This window comes from Pseudomonas sp. QS1027, assembly GCF_002814235.1.
GTDB lineage: Bacteria > Pseudomonadota > Gammaproteobacteria > Pseudomonadales > Pseudomonadaceae > Aquipseudomonas.
Genome location: NZ_PHSU01000039.1, coordinates 107,125 through 126,788 on the forward strand (window position 1 = coordinate 107,125; position 19,664 = coordinate 126,788).

Sequence of the window (19,664 nt, forward strand, 5' to 3'; positions counted from 1 at the left end):
TTGAGGTACAGGACGAATATTCTGATTTTTTCTGAGCATCAGGCTGTCGGCCGTGGTCGGAAGCGACAAGGTGCTGCGTGAACAATAGCTTGATAATCGTCAGCTATTCTTTGGAATCGCGGCTTTCATCTGGCGGATTCGTCGGAATAATCTGGCACATTGAGTGCATTGGAGAGTATTCGAGGTCGGCATCCTCTCCCCGCTGTGAGAGGATTGCCGTATAACGAGTGACATTCGCGTGTTTGGCAATAAAGGACCCACAATAAAAGCTGATGAAGACTCCAAAACGCATTGAACCCCTGATCGAGGACGGTCTGGTCGACGAGGTGCTGCGCCCACTCATGAGTGGTAAAGAGGCAGCGGTTTATGTGGTGCGCTGTGGCAACGAGCTACGTTGCGCCAAGGTCTACAAGGAGGCGAATAAACGAAGTTTTCGTCAGGCGGCCGAGTATCAGGAAGGCCGCAAGGTGCGTAACAGCCGGCAGGCACGCGCCATGGCCAAGGGGTCCAAGTTCGGTCGCAAGGAGACCGAGGACGCCTGGCAGAACGCGGAGGTGGCGGCGTTGTTCCGTCTGGCCAGTGCTGGCGTACGGGTGCCCAAGCCGTTCGACTTCCTGGAAGGCGTGCTGTTGATGGAGTTGGTGGCGGACGAGTACGGCGATGCCGCGCCACGGCTCAACGATGTGGTGCTGGAGCCGGATCAGGCGCGCGAGTATCACGCGTTCCTGATTTCCCAGATCGTGCTGATGTTGTGTACCGGTCTGGTGCACGGTGACCTGTCGGAGTTCAACGTGCTGTTGACGCCACAGGGTCCGGTGATCATCGACCTGCCCCAGGCGGTGGATGCGGCGGGCAACAACCATGCCTTCAGCATGCTGGAGCGGGACGTCGGCAACATGGCATCGTACTTCGGGCGTTTCGCTCCGGAGCTCCGGGACACCCGTTATGCCAAGGAAATGTGGGCGTTGTTCGAAGCCGGCACCTTGCATCCGGGCAGCATTCTGACGGGTGAGTTCGACGATCCGGAAGAACTGGCGGATGTCGGCAGCGTGATGCGCGAGATCGAAGCGGCCCGTTTCGAGGAGGAGCGCCGGCAGGCGATCCGCGCGGCGGATGACAAGCCGCCGAGCAAGGCTGAAGAGCCGCCTCCGCCGTGGATGCAGCAGTAAGGGTGTAAAGAAAAAATCCGGCCTTGGCCGGATTTTTTTATGGGCAGCAGCCTCCCGATGCCAGGTCCTTGAGGATCGGGCAGTCGGGTCGATGATCGCCGTGGCAGTGCTCCACCAGGTCCTGCAAGGTGTCGCGCAGGCTGGCCAGTTCCTCGATCTTGCGGCTCAATTCCTCGATATGCTGGCGGGCCAGGGCCTTGACGTCGGCGCTGGCGCGCTGGCGGTCCTGCCAGAGGGTCAGCAGCTTGCCGACCTCTTCCAGGGAGAACCCCAGGTCCCGGGACCGTTTGATAAAGGCCAGGGTGTGCAAGTCCTGCGCACTGTACAAACGGTAGCCGCTGTCCGTGCGGTTGGCGGCCTTGAGCAGGCCGATGGACTCGTAGTAACGGATCATCTTCGCGCTCAGGCCACTCTGGCGGGCTGCTTCGCCGATATTCATGACAACTCCTTCAGTCGAGGTCTTTGGGTTTCCAGGTCTTGAGCAGCAACGCATTGCTTACCACGCTGACACTGGACAAGGCCATGGCCGCACCGGCCAGTACCGGGTTGAGCAGGCCGAAGGCGGCCAGGGGAATGCCGATCAGGTTATAGACGAAGGCCCAGAACAGATTCTGGCGGATCTTCGCGTAGGTCTTGCGGCTGATCTCCAGGGCCGCCGGCACCAGTCGCGGATCACCACGCATCAGGGTGATGCCCGCCGCATGCATGGCGACATCGGTGCCGCCACCCATGGCAATGCCGATATCGGCGGCGGCCAGCGCCGGGGCGTCGTTGATACCATCGCCGACCATCGCCACCACGCCGTTGCGCTTCAACTCGACGATGATGGCGGCCTTGTCCGCCGGCAGCACCTGGGCGTGAACATCGTCGATGCCCAGGGCCTCGGCGACCACCCTGGCGCTGCCACGGTTGTCGCCGGTCAGCAGGTGGCTGCTGATCTGCCGGGCCTTGAGCTGTTCGATGGCTTGCAGGGCGCCGTGCTTGAGGGTGTCGCCGAAGGCGAACAGGCCGAGCACCCGTGGTTGCGGGCTTTGCTCGATCAACCAGGACAAGGTCCGGCCTTCGGTTTCCCAGGCACTCGCCGACTCGGCCAATGCGCCTGCACTCAGGCCGCTTTCGTCGAGCAGACGCTGATTGCCCAGGGCCAGGGCGCGTTCGCCGAGACGCCCGGCAATGCCGCGTCCACTCAGCGCGCGGCTGTCACTGACATTCTCCAGGGCCAGGCCACGTTCCGTGCAGGCGTCCAGCACCGCCTTGGCCAGGGGGTGTTCGCTGCCACGCTGGAGGGCACCGGCCAGTTGCAGCACGCTGTCGTCGTCACCTTCCGCTGTGATCAGGTGGGCGATGCGCGGCGCGCCGGATGTGAGGGTGCCGGTCTTGTCGAAGACCACGGCGCTGACTTCATGGGCGCGCTCCAGTGCCTCGGCGTCCTTGATCAGGATGCCGTGGCGCGCGGCCACGCCGGTGCCGGCCATGATCGCCGTCGGCGTTGCCAGGCCCAGGGCACACGGACAGGCAATCACCAGCACCGCCACCGCATTGATCAGCGCGATCTCCAGCGGCGCGCCGTGCAGCCACCAGCCGATCAGCGTCGCCAGGGCCAGCAGCAGGACAGTCGGGACAAACACCTGGCTGACCTTGTCCACCAGTTTCTGGATCGGCGCCTTGCCGGCCTGGGCGTCTTCCACCAGGCGAATGATCCGTGCCAGAACGGTTTCGGCGCCCAGCGCGCGGGTTTTCACCAGCAGCCGACCTTCGCCGTTGATGGCCCCGCCAGTGACCGGGTCGCCGGGCTGCTTGGGCACCGGCAGGCTTTCTCCGCTGATCAGCGCTTCATCGGCGTGGCTGCGGCCTTCGACCACCTCGCCGTCCACCGGAAAGCGTTCGCCGGGTTTGACCAGCACCAGGTCGTCGAGGCGCAGGGCACTGATGGCAACGTCCTGCTCACGGCCATCGACCACCTGGATCGCCCGCTCCGGACGCAAGGCTTCCAGGGCGCGGATGGCGCTGGCGGTCTGGCGCTTGGCGCGGCTTTCCAGGTATTTGCCCAGCAGTACCAGGGCGATTACCACCGCCGAGGCTTCGAAGTACAGATGGGGCATGCTGCCGGGGGCGGCGTTGGCCCATTGATACAGGCTCAGGCCATAACCGGCGCTGGTGCCAAGGGCGACCAGCAGGTCCATATTGCCGGCCCCGGCCTTGACGGCTTTCCAGGCGGCGACATAGAAGCGTGCGCCGAAGATGAACTGCACCGGAGTGGCCAGGGCCCATTGCAGCCAGGCCGGGAGCATCCAGTGGTAACCCAGCGGCTGGGCCAGCATCGGCACCACCAGCGGCAGGGCTAAAGCGATCGCCAGCAGCAGGGACAGGCGTTCTCGGTGCAGGCGGCGTTGCTGACCCTGGGCGACAGCAGCTTCGCTTTGGCGCAGGCTGGCACTGTAGCCGGCGTCGCTGACCGCGGCGATCAGCACGGCGGGATCGACCTGGCCGAGCAGGTCCAGATGGGCCCGTTCGCTGGCCAGGTTGACGCTGACGTTCTGCACGCCGGGCACTTTGGTCAAGGCGCGTTCGACCCGGCCGGCGCAGGAGGCGCAGGTCATGCCGCCGATCTCCAGTTCCAGGCTGTGGGTGGGGACGCTGTAGCCGGCCTGTTCGATGGCACTGAGCAGCGCCGGCAGGCTATCGGCCGGGGCCTGGACGCGGGCCTGTTCGGTGGCGAGGTTGACGCTGACGGCACTGGCGCCGGCGACCTTGCTCAGGGCGCGCTCGACACGGCCGGCGCAACTGGCACAGGTCATGCCGGCGATCGGCAGGTCGAAGAGGGTGGAGGCGAGCATGGGCAATACTCCTGGAGAAGTTGCCCCAAGGATCAACCTTGCCCCCTTGGCAAGGTCAAGCCCTTAATCGTAACCCAGCGGCGCCTGTTTCAGGCGCAGGCCTTCCGGGCCGCCGACGATGGCGAATTTGCGCACATCGCCGCCGTTGAGCTTGATCACCTGTTCGGGGGTGGTCAGCATGCCGGCTTCGCAGCCTGGGGTCTGTCCGGGCAGGAATTTCAAGCGGATCGAGACATTGCCTGGCGGCAGGTTGAAGGAGGTGGACTGTTCCTGGAACAGCCGGGCGGACAGCTGATCCTGGAGATAGATGCCGATCTCGCAAGAGGTGGAGACTTCCAGGCGCTCGCGAGAAATGATCAGTACGGCGTAGTTCTCTCCGGCTGCGCTGGCGAAAGGACTCGCACCGAAAATACTGAGAAGGCCGAACAGGCTGAATGCTGACCAGCGCATGGCTGAATCTCCTACGGTTTGATCGTCGATGCCGAAGCTTGGCGCAGGCTCGCGTTAAATGCCAGCCCGGCAGTGTCATCAGGAACTTGACCTTGCCACCGTGGCAAGCTTGAGACTGCAAGCATTCCCCCATGAAAGGAGCTGTGTCATGCAAGTCTTCAATGTCCAGGGTATGTCCTGCGGTCACTGTGTACGGGCCATTACCCAGGCGGTCCAGGCCCGCGATCCGGCGGCCGATGTGCGGGTCGACCTGGCGGCGAAGGAAGTCGGCGTCAGCAGCAGTCGGTTGTCGGCGGAGGACGTGCTCAGCGCCATCGGCGAAGAGGGTTATGAGGCGAAGCTGGCCAACTGACGCACCAGGTTTTTTAATAGTTAGCGACCTATCAGATTGTCCAAGGCCTCCTCGCGCCGCTAGACTAGCGACCCGCGCCGATCCTCCCTGGACACCTGATGAACCTGCGAACCATCCTGATTCTTGGCGCCCTGAGCGCTTTTGCGCCCTTGGCGATCGACTTCTACCTGCCGGGCTTTCCGGCCATGGCCACGGCCTTCGGCACCGATGAAAAACATATCCAGCTGACCCTGGCGGTGTATTTCCTCGGTCTCTCCATCGGCCAGTTGGCCTATGGGCCGGTAGCCGATCGCTTCGGTCGGCGGCTGCCATTGCTGGTGGGGGTGGCGCTGTTCACCGTCGCGTCCCTGGCCTGCTCTTTCGCCCCGAGCCTGGACTGGCTGATCGCCGCGCGTTTCGTCCAGGCCCTGGGTGGCTGTGCCGGGATGGTGATTTCCCGGGCGGTGGTGAGCGACAAATGCGACGCGGTGGGTTCGGCCAAGGTCTTCTCACAGCTGATGCTGGTGGTGGGACTGGCACCGATCCTGGCGCCGATGCTCGGCGGCGTGCTGGTCAACCTCTATGGCTGGCATTCGATCTTTCTCGCCCTGACGATCTTCAGTGCCCTGGCGGCCATCGCCGTGATCCTTGGCCTGCCTGAGAGCCTGCCGGCCAATCAGCCGCGTCCACCGTTGTCGGGTGCGTTGCGCCAATACGGCCGCTTGCTGGGCGACCGCCTGTTCCTCGGCCATGCCCTGACCGGCGGCATCGCGATTGCCGGGATGTTTGCCTATATCGCCGGCTCGCCGTTCGTGTTCATCAAGCTTTATGGTGTGCCGGCCGAGCACTACGGCTGGTTGTTCGGCACCAACGCCGCGGGTTTTATCCTGACCGCACAGGTCAACGCGCGTCTGCTGGCCAAACGCGGCCCGGCTTTTCTGCTGGTACGCGCGGTGTGGGTCTACCTGGCAGCCGGCCTGACGCTGCTGGCGATCAGCAGCCTGCACCCGCAACAGCTGTGGCCGATGCTGGTGCCGTTGTTCATTTGTATTTCCAGCCTGGGCTGCATTTTGCCCAACGCCTCGGCCTGCGCCATGAGCGGCCAGGGCGCGCGCGCCGGCAGCGCCTCGGCGACGCTGGGTTGCCTGCAATTCGGCGTGGCAGCAGCGGCGGCGTCATTGGTCGGTGTGTTACACGATGGCAGCGCCGTGCCGATGGCCCTGGTCATCAGCTTGTGCGGTGTGCTGGTGGTCACGCTGGCCACGTCGACTCGCCGCGTACACAACGCGCGAGTCATCCAGGGCTAGGTTCCCGACGCGGGATTAGCCGACGGCGCGTTGCCGGTGTTCGGGGAAAGCGTGGGGGGCCTGCAGCCTGCTTTGCAGGGTGGTGACAAAGGCTCGGGCTTCAGCTTCGCTACGGAAGGTCACCACGTGCTGGTCCAGACGGACCTGCCATTGATTGCCGTGGGGCCTGGTCAGTTCTTTGAGCAGTATATTCATTGCGCACTTCCTCCTGTTGGTAACGGCTCATTCTCTGTTTCTTGAAAATGACTGCGATAAAACCAAAACAGCAGTGAGGGTACGATTGTAGCGCTGATTTCCTGCTTGCAGATGACCAGGCTCAATCATCTGACTGGTGGTTGCTCAGAACCCTTCCAGCACGATCTTGCCCTTGGCCTTGCCGCTTTCCAGAAACTCATGGGCACGGCGCAGGTTGGTGGCATTGATCGGGCCGAAGTGCTCGCCCACCGTGGTTTTCAACACACCGGCATCGATCAGCTCGGCGACGCGGTTGAGCAGGTTGTGCTGTTCGATCATGTCGTCGGTCTCGAACATCGAGCGGGTGTACATGAACTCCCAGTGCAACGACAGGCTCTTGCGCTTGAGCTTGCTGATGTCGAGGCCTTTCGGGTCGTCGATCAGCGCCAGCTTGCCCTGGGGCTTGAGGGCTTCGACCAGTTGATCGAGGTGGCTGTCGGTCTGGGTCAGGCTGGCGACATGGGTCACCTGCGCCTGGCCATGGGCCTTGAGTTCTTCGCTCAACGGCCGGCTGTGATCGATCACCAGATCGGCGCCCAGCGCGGTTACCCAGTCCTTGGTTTCGGCTCGCGAAGCGGTGCCGATGACTTTCAGGCCGGTCAATTGGCTGGCGAGCTGGGTCAGGATCGAACCGACGCCACCGGCCGCACCGACGATCAGCAGGCTCTGGCCCTGATCGGCCTTGTTCTCGGCGATCTGCAGGCGCTCGAACAACAGCTCCCAGGCGGTGATGGCGGTCAGCGGCAAGGCGGCGGCTTCGGCAAAGCCCAGGCTTTTCGGCTTGTGCCCGACGATGCGCTCATCCACTACGTGCAACTCGCTGTTGCCACCGGGACGGGTCAGGGAGCCCGCATAGAAAACCGGGTCGCCGACCTTGAACAGGCTGACGTTGCTGCCCACCGCCTTGACCACACCGGCTACATCCCAGCCGAGCACCTTGGCCTCGCCGTTTTCCGGCGGCATGAATTGACGGACCTTGGTGTCCACCGGATTGACGGAGATCGCCTTGACCTCCACCAGCAGGTCACGGGGGCCGGCGACCGGGGCGGGCAGCTCGATGTCTTGCAGGGACAGCGGGTCGGTGACGGGCAGGGACGCGTAGAAGGCAATGGCTTTCATGGGAAAACTCCAGAGGGCAGTGATTTCGATGGCGTCATGATTGGCTATTTCACTTGAAGATAAAACCGGCTAAAACAGCAGGCTCTTTCAATATTTTTTTGATAATGCCGAGGCTGCCATGCTGCGTTTCGATGACTTGCAGTTGTTTGTCCGTGCCGCTGACCTGGGCAGCCTGTCGGCGGCGGCGCGGGTCATGGACATGTCGGCGGCGGTGGCCAGCGCGGCCTTGAAGCGCATCGAGCAGCAACTGGGCGCGCGCCTGCTGGCGCGCTCGACCCGCAGCCTGAGGCTGACGGCCGAAGGCGAGGGCTTTCTTGAATATGCCCGGGGCGCGTTGAGCCAACTCGATGAGGGGCGCCGGCTGCTGGCCCGCGGCCAGGACCAGGTCAGCGGCGTCTTGCAGTTGTCCGCGCCCTCGGACTTCGGGCGCAACCTGCTGCTGCCCTGGCTGGACGAGTTCCAGCGCGAGCATCCGCAACTGACCGTACGCCTGCTGCTGGGCGACCGCATCGCCGATCTGTTCCGCCAGCCGGTGGACATTGCCTTGCGTTATGGCGAGCCGGAGGACTCCAGCCTGGTGGCGCTGCCAGTCGCCCCGGACAACCGCCGGGTGCTGTGCGCGGCACCGGGTTATCTGGCGCGGCACGGCGAACCCCGCACCTTGGCGCAACTGGCGCAGCACAACTGCCTGCTCTACATGCTGAGCAGCCGGGTGCATGACCATTGGAGTTTTCACGACGGCAAGCGCGAAGTCGGCCTGACCGTCAGCGGCGACCGCTTCAGCGACGATGCCGATGTGGTCCGGCGCTGGGCCGTGGCCGGGGTCGGTATCGCCTACAAATCCTGGCTGGATGTGTCGGCTGATGTTCTCGCTGGACGCTTGCAAGTGCTGTTGCCGGAGTTGCGCTGTGAGCGCGCTCCGCTGAATTTGTTGTGCGCCCATCGCGCCCAATTGAGTAAGCCGGTGAACCTGTTGCGCGAGATGCTGAGCCGGCGTTGCGCGCAGCTCGGGCGCCTGGCGCCGGTTTCCCGGTCATGAGACAGGCAAATCCTGAAGAGGTTCTGTTACAACCCGTTCAGGAATAAAGGTCGGCTCCGCGCACATTGTGGTTTAGGCTGAATACATTGGATCCAATATCCTTTCGGCGGATGACGCATTTTGTTTCATTCGCCGCCGTTGATTGCCAAACGACGAAAAAATCGCCCACTTTTTGGCATTTTCGCGTCTTGGCTTGGGCGGGATTACTCCTCAGTATGCCCCGTGTGCGTTCGATCAGTGTTTCAACAGGGAGTGAAGACATGGAATATGCACCTTGCGTCAGTCAGATTGCCACGTTGCTTGCGGACCCCAAGCGCAGTGCAATGATGTGGGCGTTGTTGGATGGCAGCGCCCGGGCTGCCGATGAGTTGGCTTTATCCACGGGCCTGTCGCTGTCCTCGGCCAGCGCCCATCTGGCGCGCCTGAGTTCAGGCGGCCTGGTCCGTATCGAGGAGCGCGGGCGCAAGCGCTTCTTCCGCCTCGCCGCCCCGGAAGTCGGCACGGCGGTGCAAGCCTTGGCGAGTGCTTCATTGGCCAGTGCACCGCTGGCGATGGCGCATGCGGTCAAGGCCCTGGCCCCCGACGCCGATGCCTTGCGGCATGCCCGGGTGTGCCACGATCATCTGGGTGGTGAGTTGGCCTGCGAGCTGTACCAGCGCTTGCTGGGAGCGGGTTGGGTCGAACAGCAGGAACTACGCTTGCGGGTCACCAGCAAGGGCGCGGCACGCCTGGCCGAGCGCGGCCTCTACATCCAGGCATTGGCCCATGGGCAGCGTGAAATCGCCTGTGTCTGCCACGACCTGCACCGTCGCCCGCACCTGGGTGGCGCGCTGGGCGCCGGGCTGCTGCAACTGTTCCTGCAATCCGGTTGGCTGGCCTCGCGGGAAGACTCCCGGGCCTTGCAGGTGTCCGTGCTCGGGCAGCGGCAGATCGACAGGCTGGCCAGTGAAATCGAGCTCGAATTGGCCGGCTGAGCCCCGGTGGCCTGCCGCACGGATGCGGCGGGCGTCGCTCAAGACTGCGAACAGGTCGCATCCAGAAACAAGCCCTCCTGACGATACCGCACACTCGATCGAAGATTCGAATCGAGGGATATCCCATGGAAGCTCAAGGCTACAGCGCGGCGGAACGACTGGAACGCTTGCCCATCAGCGGCTATCACCGGCTGATTTTCATCATCATTGCCCTGGCGTTCTTCTTCGACTCCATGGACCTGGCGATGATGACTTTCCTGCTCGGCTCGATCAAAGCCGAGTTCGCCCTCAGTAGCGCCCAGGCCGGTCTGCTGGCCAGCTCGAGTTTCTTCGGCATGGTGGTCGGGGCTTCATTGTCGGGCATGCTCGCCGACCGTTTCGGACGCAAACCGGTGTTCCAGTGGAGCATCGTGCTCTGGGGCCTGGCCAGCTACCTGTGTTCCACCGCGCAGACCGTCGAGACCCTGACGTTGTTTCGCATCTTGCTGGGGTTCGGCATGGGCATGGAGTTTCCGATTGCCCAGTCGATGCTCTCGGAACTGATCCCGGCCAAGCACCGCGGACGTTATATCGCGCTGATGGACGGCTTCTGGCCCCTCGGTTTTGTCGCGGCGGGAGTGTTGTCGTATTTCCTCCTGCCGCTGGTGGGCTGGCGTGACATCTTCCTGGTGCTGGCGATACCGGCGGTGTTTGTCCTGGCGATCCGCTTTTTTATCCCCGAGTCGCCGCGCTGGCTGGAACAGGCCGGGCATCATGGGGCGGCGGACAAGGTGCTGGGGGATATCGAGGAACGGGTGCGGGCCTCGCTCAAGCGCTCGTCGCTGCCGATTCCGCTGCGTCTGCCCCGTGGCGTTGACCGCGCGCCGAGCTTCTTTTCGGCCTTCCAGCAGTTGTGGTCGCCGGTGTACCGCCGGCGCACGATGATGATCTGGAGCGTCTGGTTCTTTGCCCTGCTCGGTTTCTACGGCCTGACCTCCTGGCTCAGTGCCTTGCTGCAGCAGTCGGGGTTCGCGGTGACGCAGTCGGTGTATTACACGGTGCTGATTTCCCTGGGCGGGATTCCGGGGTTCCTGATGGCGGCCTGGCTGGTGGAACGCTGGGGGCGCAAGCCGGTGTGCATCGTCACCCTGCTCGGCGGCGGGGTCATGGCGTTTTTCTACGGGCAGAGCGCGGTGTTCGGCGGCAATGTCGGTTTGCTGGTGGGCTCGGGGTTGTTGATGCAGTTCTTCCTGTTCGGCATGTGGGCGGTGTTGTACACCTACACGCCGGAGTTGTACCCGACGTCGGCGCGGGCCACGGGTTCCGGTTTTGCCTCGGCGGTGGGGCGGATCGGCTCGTTGCTCGGGCCATTGGTGACCGGGCTGGTGTTTCCGGTGACGGGGCAGGGCGGGGTGTTTGCCCTGGGGGCGCTGTGTTTTGCGATTGCGGCGGCGCTGGTCTGGCGCTTTGGCATGGAAACAAAGGGCAAGGCGTTGGAGGAGTTGAGCGAGGCGGCAGAAATATAAGACTTAGTACCGCCCCTGTAGGAGCCGGCTTGCTGGCGATGGCGTCCGAATGGGCGCTGCAAGGCTCAAGGGTCTCATCGCCAGCAAGCTGGCTCCTACAGTTCGGTGTTGTTGCTCAAACCGGGTAGATCAGGGTTTGACCAACCGCGCATCCAGGCTGTTCTGCGCCAGGCGCTGGGCTTGCTCCTTGGTCATGCCCAGGTCGGTGTACAGGGCGTGGAAGTTCTCGGTCACATAACCGCCGAAGTAGGCCGGGTCATCGGAGTTCACCGTGACCTTCACGCCGCGTTCGAGCATGTCGAGGATGTTGTGCTGCGACATGTGGTCGAACACGCAGAGCTTGGTGTTCGACAACGGGCAGACGGTCAGCGGGATCTGTTCGTCGATGATCCGCTGCATCAGCCGCTCGTCCTCGATGGCCCGTACACCGTGGTCGATACGCTGGATCTTCAGCAGATCGAGGGCTTCCCAGATGTACTCCGGCGGACCTTCTTCGCCGGCGTGGGCGACGGTCAGGAAACCTTCGCCACGGGCACGATCGAAGACCCGTTGGAACTTGCTCGGCGGGTGACCCATTTCCGAACTGTCGAGGCCGACCGCGACAAACGCGTCGCGGAATGGCAGCGCCTGGTCCAGGGTCTTCTGCGCTTCATCTTCACTGAGGTGACGCAGGAAGCTGAGGATCAGGCCACTACTGATGCCCAGTTGCTGTTCGCCGTCCTTGAGGGCCGCGGCAATCCCGTTGAGCACCACTTCGAAGGGGATGCCCCGGTCGGTGTGGGTCTGCGGATCGAAGAAGGGTTCGGTGTGGATCACGTTCTGCGCCTTGCAGCGCAGCAGGTAGGCCCAGGTCAGGTCGTAGAAGTCCTGGGAGGTGCGCAGCACGTCGGCGCCCTGGTAGTAGAGGTCGAGGAATTCCTGCAGGTTGTTGAAGGCATAGGCCTTGCGCAAGGTGTCCACATCGTTCCATGGCAGGGTGATCTTGTTGCGCTCGGCCAGGGCGAACAGCAGCTCCGGCTCCAGCGAGCCTTCCAGGTGCAGGTGCAGTTCCGCCTTGGGCAGGGCATTGAGCCAGTCGTACATGGTCTTTTTTCTCATCAGGTGCAGTGGGTGGACATTCTACAGATGTCTGTCGAAACACTGGCTAAATCCGCTGCAGGAGCCGCCGGTCGGCGCTCCTGCAGGGGCTGTTGCTTACCAGGGAATGGTCTCGCCCTTGTAGTTGATGAAGTGATGCCCGCCCCGGCCGGAATAGGCATTGACCTGGTCGATCAGGCCACGAACGCTGGTCGCCACGTCGATGTCCGCGCCTTCGCCGCCCATGTCGGTTTTCACCCAGCCCGGGTGCATCGACAGGACGGTAAAGGTCGGTGCCTCGATTTCGCTGAGGAAGGTGCTGGCCATGGAATTCAGCGCGGCCTTGCTCGCCTTGTAGAAAGCCAGGTTCGGCGCATCCGGGACGGTCACGCTGCCCAGGCCCGAACTCATGAAGGCAACCACGCCGTTGCCCGAGCGGATCTGGCCGACAAAACGCTGGGCCAGGGCCACCGGGGCGACGGCATTGGTCATGAACAGCTTGCCGATCTCCGCCAATGTCGCATTGCCCGGGCGCTGGTCGTCAGGCCCCTTGACGCCGGCATTGACGAACAGCAGGTCAAAGACCTGGCCTTCCAGGCGTTGCGCCAGCGCGGCCACTGCCGCGTGATCGTCCATGTCCAGGGATTCGATACGGACCGGGCCGATGGCCTTCAGGGCATCGGCTTTGTGGACGTCGCGCACGGTGGCGGTCACGTCCCAGCCGTCGGCCAGCAGTTGTTTGGCCAGCCCGAGTCCAAGGCCACGGGAGGCACCGATAATCAACGCGTTTTTATTGCTCATGAGCAAACTCCTTGTCAGATGAAAGTCCGGTTCTCAGAGGACAACTTTGTTGCAGGCGATGCTGCAATTCCACACGCAATTCGCCCAGGTCGGCGATACGCGCCTCGATCAGTGCGAGCTTGTCTTGCAGCAGTTGTGTCACGGCGCTGTCGGCATCCGGCGCATTCCACACCCCGGCGACGCTGCTGCCGATTTCCCCCAGGCTGAAGCCCAGGCGCTGGGCGGTCTTGATGTACTGCACCAGTTGCACCATCTCGGCAGGATAGTCGCGATAACCGTTGGCGCTACGTTGGGCCACGATCAAGCCGCGCTGCTCGTAGAAACGCAGGGTGTCGCAACTGACGGCACAGGCCCGGGCCAGTTCACCGATACGCATGCTGTTTGTTCTCTGGAAAGGCTTGACCTTGGAGCATACTCCAGGCTTTAGCCTCTGTGTTCCTTGAATCGCTATGGAGATGTCCTATGTGGAGCACAGCACAGTACCGTCGACTGGTCCGGGCCAGCGGTTGGTATGACTTGATCGTGACGGCGGCCTTTGTCACCCCCTGGAGTTTTCTCGCCTTGCACGCTGCCCTGCTGGCGCTGGCCGCCACGCTGAACCTGCCGGGAAGTTTTCCGCCGTTCGCGCCTGCGCACCTGTTGATGGCGAATCTGTTGGGTTCGATCGTCTGCGTCTGGGCGGTATTGCGTATTCGCGATCCGCAACAGGCATTCGGTCGTTATGACGCGGCGGGCCGGATGCTGTTCGCGACCTGGCAGGCCTATGCCCTGAGTCAGGGAGCGAGCATGATCATCGCCGTGTTCCTGTTCTTTGAACTGGCCTGGGGAATCGCGCAGCTATTGCCAGTGCGCAGAACGTCCGATGACGCAATATTGGTCAATGCGATCTGATCAAAAAATGATCAATTTCACGCAGGCTTGGCTGGATCGGCTACCCGGCCACCCTTGCACGGCTTATCCACAGGTTGCTCCACAGTATCTGTGCGCAAGCTTGCGGCATGGGTATAAAGGCCATCGGGCTATTTTCAAAACGCGATAAACCTCCGTAACTCGCTGTTTACAGGATGATTTTGCGCCGCTGGCGGGTTATTGGACAAAAACTGATCAGCGGCCGCAAAGCCACGTTGCAGAAGGGTTACAGCCGGATGTGCTCAGGTTATCCACAGTCAGGTGCACAGTGACTGTGGGCAACCGCTGGGGCTGTGAACAGAAACCGGTTACGCCTCTCGCTGCAAGAGAATGCGCCCGCGGCTGAGATCGGCCAGTTGCCGTTGCAGGGTGTCGATCTGCGCTTCACCTACCGCCAGTTGCAGTTCCACGCCGTTGGCGGTGAACTGCTCTTCCACGATCAGGCCGCCGAGTTCGGCCACCCGCAGCTTGGCCAGTGCCAGTTCGCTGAAGCCGCAGGCACAGCTCAGCGCGACCCGGCTGATCAGCGGCAGTCGTTCGGCATTTTGCAGGCACTTGTTGGCGCCGCCGCCATAGGCACGGGCCAGGCCGCCGGTGCCCAGTTGGATGCCGCCGTACCAGCGAATGACCAGTACCGCGACCTGGTCGCAGTCCTGGGCCTCGATGGCCGCCAGGATCGGCCGGCCCGCGGTACCGCCGGGTTCGCCGTCGTCACTGCTGCGGTACTGGTCGGCGAGCTTCCAGGCCCAGCAGTTGTGGGTGGCATCGAGGTCGCTGTGTTGCTCGATAAAGGCCTGGGCTTCGGCGACGCTGGTGATCGGGGCGGCGAGGGTGATGAAGCGGCTTTTGCGAATTTCCTCTCGGTATTCGCAAAGGCCGGCAAGGGTAAAAGGCATACGGGATTCGGCTTCAGTTCATGAGGATCAGAGTGGCGGCGTCAGACCGCAGCCCTTGAGGATGATGCGGATCAGGTTGTTGCCGGCGTCCTCCATGTCCTGCTTGGTCAGCCGTGGGCGCCCGGTCACGCGGCAGATCTGGGTGGCGAAGTCGGCGTAATGCTGGGTACTGCCCCAGAGCAGGAAGATCAGGTGCACCGGATCGATCGGGTCCATCTTGCCGGCATCGATCCAGGCCTGGAACACGTTCGCCCGGCCCTGGAACCAGGTGCGGTAGTCCTGGTTGAAGTGCTCGGTCAGGCATTCGCCGCCGCTGATGATTTCCATGGCGAAGATTCGCGAGGCCTGCGGCTGGCGTCGGGAGAACTCCATCTTGGCGCGGATGTAGCGGGTCAGCGCCTGCGCCGGATCGTCATCGGCACTGAGGTGGTTGAAGGTGTCGTCCCACTGTTCGAGGATATTGCTCAGTACCGCGATATACAGGCCCAGCTTGTGGGTGAAGTAATAATGCAGGTTGGCTTTGGGCAGCCCGGCGTTCTGGGCGATGGTGTTCATGCTGGTGCCTTTGAAACCATGGCGGGCGAACTCGTCTTCGGCGGCCTTGATGATCGCTTCCTGGTTTTTCTGGCGAATTCGGCTGGCGGGCTTTCCGGCGTGGGCAGGGGCTTCAACGGTCATAGGCAGTTCCGAACGGGTCTGTGGGTGCAACCCGTGCACAGATAGCGTACCCGGGGGGTTCAGACAAGTCCTGTCATCATATAAAGCCTGGATCCGGGACGATTCTGTCGCTTTCGGGGCAACTATTCGCGGCAGTGGGCTGAGTGCGATATTTTGCTGGCGCCAGCTTGTTGGCGAAGTGCCCCTGAGCCGGTTCAAGATTGTGCAAGTCTGTGGATATCTTCAGCGGGTCGCCGCCAGGCTCTCCAGGAAACTTTCCAGTACCAGATGTGGACGCCGTCCCTTGCGTGTCACCGAAGCCAGGCTCAGATCATAGAAGCGGCTGCCGGCCTTGAGCGCGCGCAGCCGACCTTGCTGGACCCAGAGATTGGCGTAGTGATCGGGCAGGTAGCCGATATAGCGTCCGGTCAGGATCAGGAACGCCATGCCTTCACGGTCCGAAGCACTCGCGGTGCAATTGAGCGCCTGGTAATGCGCCTGGATTTCGGCCGGCAGACGGAAGGTCGGGGCGATGGCGTCCTGGGCATTGAGGCGCTCGTCGTCCAGTTGCTTGTCGTCCACATAAAACAGCGGATGCCCCACCGCGCAGTAGAGCAGCGAGCGTTCGCTGTACAGCGGTTGGTACTCCAGGCCCGACAGGGCGCTGGCTTGAGGAACCACCCCGACATGCAGGCGACCGTCGAGCACACCTTGTTCCACTTCGTTGGGCGCGATCATGCGGATCTGGATCTGCACATCCGGTCCGCGCTCCTTCAACTGGGCCAGCGCATGGGTGATGCGCATATGGGGCAGGGTGACCAGGTTGTCGGTCAGGCCGATGGTCAGTTCGCCCCGCAGGTGCTGGTGCAGGCCGTTGACCTCGGTGCGAAAACTCTCCAGTGCGCCCAATAGCTGCAACGCCGAGTGATAGACCTCGCGGCCTTCCTCGGTCAGGGAGAAACCGGCCCGTCCGCGCTGGCACAGGCGCAGCCCGAGACGCTGCTCCAGATCGCTCATCTGCTGGCTGATGGCCGAGCGACCGATACCGAGCACGCTTTCCGCCGCGGAAAAGCCACCGCATTCCACCACGCTGCGGAAGATGCGCAGCAAGCGGATATCAAAGTCGCTGACTTGCGCCAGGGGATCGGGGCGGCGGCTGCTCATGGCTTGATCATATTGTTTAGTGGTCTGCTGACTGAACATTAGAAAAGTTGGATTTCACCGACTTTATCGCCATGGCAATTTAGCTGCAAGAACGCTTTCAACTCCTGCGCCGTTTATTGCCCTGTGAGGTTTCGTCCATGAACATGCCTGAACACGCCCCTGGTTCCCTGGCCAGCCAGCTCAAACTCGATGCCCACTGGATGCCGTACACGGCCAACCGCAACTTCCAGCGCGATCCACGCCTGATCGTTGCCGCCGAAGGCAGCTGGCTGATCGATGACAAGGGCCGCCGGGTCTACGACTCGCTGTCCGGCCTGTGGACCTGCGGCGCCGGGCACACCCGCAAGGAAATCCAGGAAGCGGTGGCCAAGCAGCTGGGCACCCTCGATTACTCGCCGGGCTTTCAATACGGTCACCCGCTGTCGTTCCAACTGGCGGAGAAAATCACCGCGCTGACGCCGGGCAACCTGAACCATGTGTTTTTCACCGACTCCGGCTCCGAGTGCGCCGATACCGCGGTGAAGATGGTGCGGGCCTACTGGCGCCTGAAAGGCCAGGCGACCAAGACCAAGATGATCGGCCGGGCCCGTGGTTATCACGGGGTGAACATCGCCGGGACCAGCCTGGGGGGCGTCAACGGCAACCGCAAACTGTTCGGCCAGGCGATGATGGATGTCGACCATCTGCCCCACACCCTGCTGGCGAGCAATGCGTTTTCCCGCGGCATGCCGGAGCAGGGCGGTATCGCCCTGGCCGATGAGTTGCTCAAGCTGATCGAGCTGCATGATGCGTCCAATATCGCCGCGGTGTTTGTCGAGCCCATGGCCGGTTCCGCTGGTGTACTGGTGCCGCCTCAGGGTTACCTCAAGCGTCTGCGGGAAATCTGCGACCAGCACAATATCCTGCTGGTGTTCGACGAAGTGATCACCGGCTTCGGGCGTACCGGTGCGATGTTCGGTGCCGACAGCTTTGGCGTGACCCCGGACCTGATGTGCATCGCCAAGCAAGTCACCAACGGCGCCATTCCGATGGGCGCGGTGATTGCCAGCAGCGAGATCTACCAGACCTTCATGAACCAGCCGACCCCTGAGTACGCGGTGGAATTCCCCCACGGCTACACCTACTCGGCACACCCGGTGGCGTGCGCGGCGGGCCTGGCGGCACTCGACCTGCTGCAGAAGGAAAACCTGGTACAGAGCGTGGCCGAAGTCGCGCCGCACTTTGAAAATGCCTTGCACGGTTTGAAGGGTAGCAAGAACGTTATCGACATTCGCAACTACGGCCTGGCCGGGGCGATCCAGATCGCTGGCCGTGACGGCGACGCCATCGTGCGTCCGTTCGAAGCCGGCATGGCCTTGTGGAAAGCCGGTTTCTACGTGCGTTTCGGCGGCGACACCCTGCAGTTCGGGCCAACCTTCAACAGTAAGCCGCAGGATCTGGATCGCCTGTTCGATGCGGTCGGCGAAGTGCTGAACAAGCTCGACTGATCCTTCTATATAGAAGGCCAACACTATTTCCTGGCAGGAGCGAGGCGACTCGCTTCTGTACGCCCATGTTCTGGAGCCCCGCAATGAGCGCAATTCAACATTTGATCGACGGCCAACTGGTCAGCGATTCCGGTCGCACGGCCGCCGTGTACAACCCGTCCACCGGCCAGGTTATCCACCAGGTGCCACTGGCGGATCGCGAGACCATCCAGCAGGCCATCGATTCGGCCAAGGCGGCCTTTCCGGCCTGGCGCAACACGCCTCCGGCCAAACGTGCCCAGGTGATGTTCCGTTTCAAGCAACTGCTGGAGCAGAACGAGGCGCGTATCGCCCAACTGATCAGCGAAGAACACGGCAAGACCCTGGAAGACGCTGCCGGTGAATTGAAGCGTGGTATCGAGAACGTCGAGTACGCCTGCGCCGCGCCGGAAGTATTGAAAGGGGAATACAGCCGTAACGTCGGTCCGAACATCGACGCCTGGTCCGACTTCCAGCCGTTGGGTGTGGTGGCGGGTATCACGCCATTCAACTTCCCGGCGATGGTGCCACTGTGGATGTACCCATTGGCGATCGTCTGCGGTAACTGCTTTATCCTCAAGCCGTCCGAGCGCGATCCGAGTTCGACCTTGCTGATTGCGCAATTGCTGCAGGAAGCCGGTTTGCCCAAGGGGGTGCTGAACGTGGTGCATGGTGACAAGACCGCGGTGGATGCGTTGATCGAGGCGCCTGAGGTCAAGGCCCTGAGTTTTGTCGGTTCGACCCCGATTGCCGAGTACATCTACGCCGAAGGCACCAAGCGCGGCAAGCGCGTCCAGGCCCTGGGCGGGGCGAAGAACCATGCGGTATTGATGCCCGATGCGGATCTGGACAATGCGGTCAGTGCCTTGATGGGCGCGGCTTATGGTTCCTGCGGCGAGCGTTGCATGGCGATCTCCGTGGCTGTTTGCGTGGGCGACCAGGTGGCGGACGCGCTGGTGGCCAAGCTGGTGCCACAGATCAAGGCGCTGAAGATCGGTGCGGGGACTTCGTGCGGGCTGGATATGGGGCCGTTGGTCACCGGTCAGCATCGCGACAAGGTCAGTGGTTATATTGCCGATGGCGTGGCGTCGGGCGCGCAGTTGGTGGTTGATGGTCGTGGCTTGAGCGTCAAGGATCATGAGGAAGGCTTCTTCCTCGGCGGTTGCCTGTTTGATCGCGTGACGCCTGAGATGCGCATCTATAAGGAAGAGATCTTCGGGCCGGTGCTGTGTATCGTCCGGGTGAACAGCCTGGAAGCGGCCATGCAACTGATCAACGACCACGAATACGGTAACGGCACCTGCATCTTTACCCGTGACGGTGAAGCGGCGCGTTTGTTCTGCGACGAGATCGAAGTGGGGATGGTCGGGGTCAACGTACCGTTGCCGGTGCCGGTGGCCTATCACAGCTTTGGCGGTTGGAAACGTTCGTTGTTCGGCGACCTGCATGCCTACGGTCCGGATGGCGTGCGTTTCTATACCCGGCGCAAGGCGATCACCCAGCGCTGGCCGCAACGTGCCAGCCATGAGGCGTCGCAGTTCGCGTTCCCTAGTCTGTAAGCGTCGGTAAGTGAGCAAGGTCCGTATAGACGTCGTCTCTACGGGCCTCTTCGCTGGCAAGCCAGGCCCCTGCAATTATTCGTCGATCCCCAATTTCGTGTACGACACCCTACTGTAGGAGCCGGCTTGCT

At 62.5% G+C, this 19,664-nt stretch carries 20 protein-coding genes; 9 read left to right on the plus strand and 11 right to left on the minus strand.

Annotation, left to right across the window (positions count from 1 at the left end):
* Positions 1-272: 272 nt before the first annotated feature.
* Entirely contained in the window at positions 273-1,169 is an 897-nt protein-coding gene (locus CWE01_RS30630) for a PA4780 family RIO1-like protein kinase (RefSeq protein WP_100944321.1), read from the plus strand.
* Between the two features lie 37 nt (positions 1,170-1,206).
* Here CWE01_RS30630 and cueR read toward each other — a convergent pair whose 3' ends face one another.
* From cueR to CWE01_RS30645, 3 genes are all read right to left on the minus strand, one after another.
* Entirely contained in the window at positions 1,207-1,608 is a 402-nt protein-coding gene (gene cueR, locus CWE01_RS30635; RefSeq protein ID WP_100944322.1) for a Cu(I)-responsive transcriptional regulator, read from the minus strand.
* 10 nt (positions 1,609-1,618) lie between these two features.
* Positions 1,619-4,006, minus strand: coding sequence for a heavy metal translocating P-type ATPase (locus tag CWE01_RS30640; RefSeq protein ID WP_100944323.1), 2,388 nt, complete (start codon positions 4,004-4,006; stop codon positions 1,619-1,621).
* Positions 4,007-4,069: 63 nt separating this feature from the next.
* On the minus strand, positions 4,070-4,456 hold the full coding sequence (locus tag CWE01_RS30645) for a hypothetical protein (RefSeq protein WP_100944324.1): 387 nt from the start codon (positions 4,454-4,456) through the stop codon (positions 4,070-4,072).
* Between the two features lie 148 nt (positions 4,457-4,604).
* On the opposite strand from CWE01_RS30645, the gene CWE01_RS30650 reads away from it, so the two are divergent.
* Together CWE01_RS30650 and CWE01_RS30655 are read left to right on the plus strand one after the other, a co-directional pair.
* Positions 4,605-4,808, plus strand: coding sequence for a heavy-metal-associated domain-containing protein (locus tag CWE01_RS30650; RefSeq protein WP_100944325.1), 204 nt, complete (start codon positions 4,605-4,607; stop codon positions 4,806-4,808).
* 98 nt (positions 4,809-4,906) lie between these two features.
* A complete protein-coding gene (locus tag CWE01_RS30655; protein ID WP_100944326.1) occupies positions 4,907-6,094 on the plus strand; it encodes a multidrug effflux MFS transporter in 1,188 nt (395 codons plus the stop codon).
* Positions 6,095-6,109: 15 nt separating this feature from the next.
* Here CWE01_RS30655 and CWE01_RS30660 read toward each other — a convergent pair whose 3' ends face one another.
* Both CWE01_RS30660 and CWE01_RS30665 read right to left on the minus strand, forming a co-directional pair.
* Entirely contained in the window at positions 6,110-6,289 is a 180-nt protein-coding gene (locus CWE01_RS30660) for a hypothetical protein (protein ID WP_100944327.1), read from the minus strand.
* A 144-nt stretch (positions 6,290-6,433) separates the two neighbouring features.
* The gene (locus CWE01_RS30665) at positions 6,434-7,447 is read right to left on the minus strand and encodes a zinc-binding alcohol dehydrogenase family protein (protein WP_100944328.1); all 1,014 of its coding nucleotides are present in this window, start codon (positions 7,445-7,447) and stop codon (positions 6,434-6,436) included.
* 118 nt (positions 7,448-7,565) lie between these two features.
* Here CWE01_RS30665 and CWE01_RS30670 point away from each other — a divergent pair, with 118 nt between their 5' ends.
* The 3 genes from CWE01_RS30670 (at position 7,566) to CWE01_RS30680 (ending at position 10,965) form a co-directional block, all read left to right on the plus strand.
* Positions 7,566-8,486, plus strand: a complete 921-nt coding sequence (locus CWE01_RS30670; RefSeq protein ID WP_100944329.1) for a LysR family transcriptional regulator — start codon at positions 7,566-7,568, stop codon at positions 8,484-8,486.
* A 260-nt stretch (positions 8,487-8,746) separates the two neighbouring features.
* Positions 8,747-9,460, plus strand: coding sequence for a helix-turn-helix transcriptional regulator (locus tag CWE01_RS30675; protein WP_100944330.1), 714 nt, complete (start codon positions 8,747-8,749; stop codon positions 9,458-9,460).
* Between the two features lie 125 nt (positions 9,461-9,585).
* Positions 9,586-10,965: an MFS transporter gene (locus CWE01_RS30680; RefSeq protein WP_100944331.1), complete on the plus strand. Its 1,380-nt coding sequence runs from the start codon at positions 9,586-9,588 to the stop codon at positions 10,963-10,965.
* A 129-nt stretch (positions 10,966-11,094) separates the two neighbouring features.
* Here the strand turns inward: CWE01_RS30680 and CWE01_RS30685 are convergent, their stop codons facing one another.
* The 3 genes from CWE01_RS30685 to CWE01_RS30695 form a co-directional block, all read right to left on the minus strand.
* Complete coding sequence (locus CWE01_RS30685; RefSeq protein WP_100944332.1) at positions 11,095-12,048, minus strand: adenosine deaminase; 954 nt, start codon at positions 12,046-12,048, stop codon at positions 11,095-11,097.
* Between the two features lie 111 nt (positions 12,049-12,159).
* Positions 12,160-12,843 carry an SDR family oxidoreductase gene (locus tag CWE01_RS30690; protein WP_100944333.1) on the minus strand — a complete coding sequence of 228 codons (684 nt, stop codon included), beginning with the start codon at positions 12,841-12,843 and terminating at the stop codon, positions 12,160-12,162.
* On the minus strand, positions 12,833-13,219 hold the full coding sequence (locus CWE01_RS30695; RefSeq protein WP_100944334.1) for a MerR family transcriptional regulator: 387 nt from the start codon (positions 13,217-13,219) through the stop codon (positions 12,833-12,835). The genes CWE01_RS30690 and CWE01_RS30695 overlap by 11 nt, the downstream gene beginning before the upstream one ends.
* A gap of 86 nt (positions 13,220-13,305) precedes the next feature.
* On the opposite strand from CWE01_RS30695, the gene CWE01_RS30700 reads away from it, so the two are divergent.
* The gene (locus tag CWE01_RS30700) at positions 13,306-13,734 is read left to right on the plus strand and encodes a hypothetical protein (protein ID WP_100944335.1); all 429 of its coding nucleotides are present in this window, start codon (positions 13,306-13,308) and stop codon (positions 13,732-13,734) included.
* 326 nt (positions 13,735-14,060) lie between these two features.
* Here CWE01_RS30700 and CWE01_RS30705 read toward each other — a convergent pair whose 3' ends face one another.
* From CWE01_RS30705 to CWE01_RS30715, 3 genes are all read right to left on the minus strand, one after another.
* Positions 14,061-14,648, minus strand: coding sequence for a YigZ family protein (locus tag CWE01_RS30705; protein WP_100944336.1), 588 nt, complete (start codon positions 14,646-14,648; stop codon positions 14,061-14,063).
* A 27-nt stretch (positions 14,649-14,675) separates the two neighbouring features.
* Positions 14,676-15,326, minus strand: a complete 651-nt coding sequence (locus tag CWE01_RS30710) for a TetR family transcriptional regulator C-terminal domain-containing protein (protein ID WP_100944337.1) — start codon at positions 15,324-15,326, stop codon at positions 14,676-14,678.
* A gap of 222 nt (positions 15,327-15,548) precedes the next feature.
* Positions 15,549-16,469 (minus strand): LysR family transcriptional regulator, encoded by a 921-nt coding sequence (locus tag CWE01_RS30715; RefSeq protein WP_100944338.1) that lies wholly within the window; start codon positions 16,467-16,469, stop codon positions 15,549-15,551.
* A gap of 137 nt (positions 16,470-16,606) precedes the next feature.
* Here CWE01_RS30715 and CWE01_RS30720 point away from each other — a divergent pair, with 137 nt between their 5' ends.
* Both CWE01_RS30720 and CWE01_RS30725 read left to right on the plus strand, forming a co-directional pair.
* Complete coding sequence (locus tag CWE01_RS30720; protein ID WP_100944339.1) at positions 16,607-17,956, plus strand: aspartate aminotransferase family protein; 1,350 nt, start codon at positions 16,607-16,609, stop codon at positions 17,954-17,956.
* An 83-nt stretch (positions 17,957-18,039) separates the two neighbouring features.
* Complete coding sequence (locus CWE01_RS30725) at positions 18,040-19,533, plus strand: CoA-acylating methylmalonate-semialdehyde dehydrogenase (RefSeq protein ID WP_100944340.1); 1,494 nt, start codon at positions 18,040-18,042, stop codon at positions 19,531-19,533.
* Positions 19,534-19,664 lie beyond the last annotated feature (131 nt).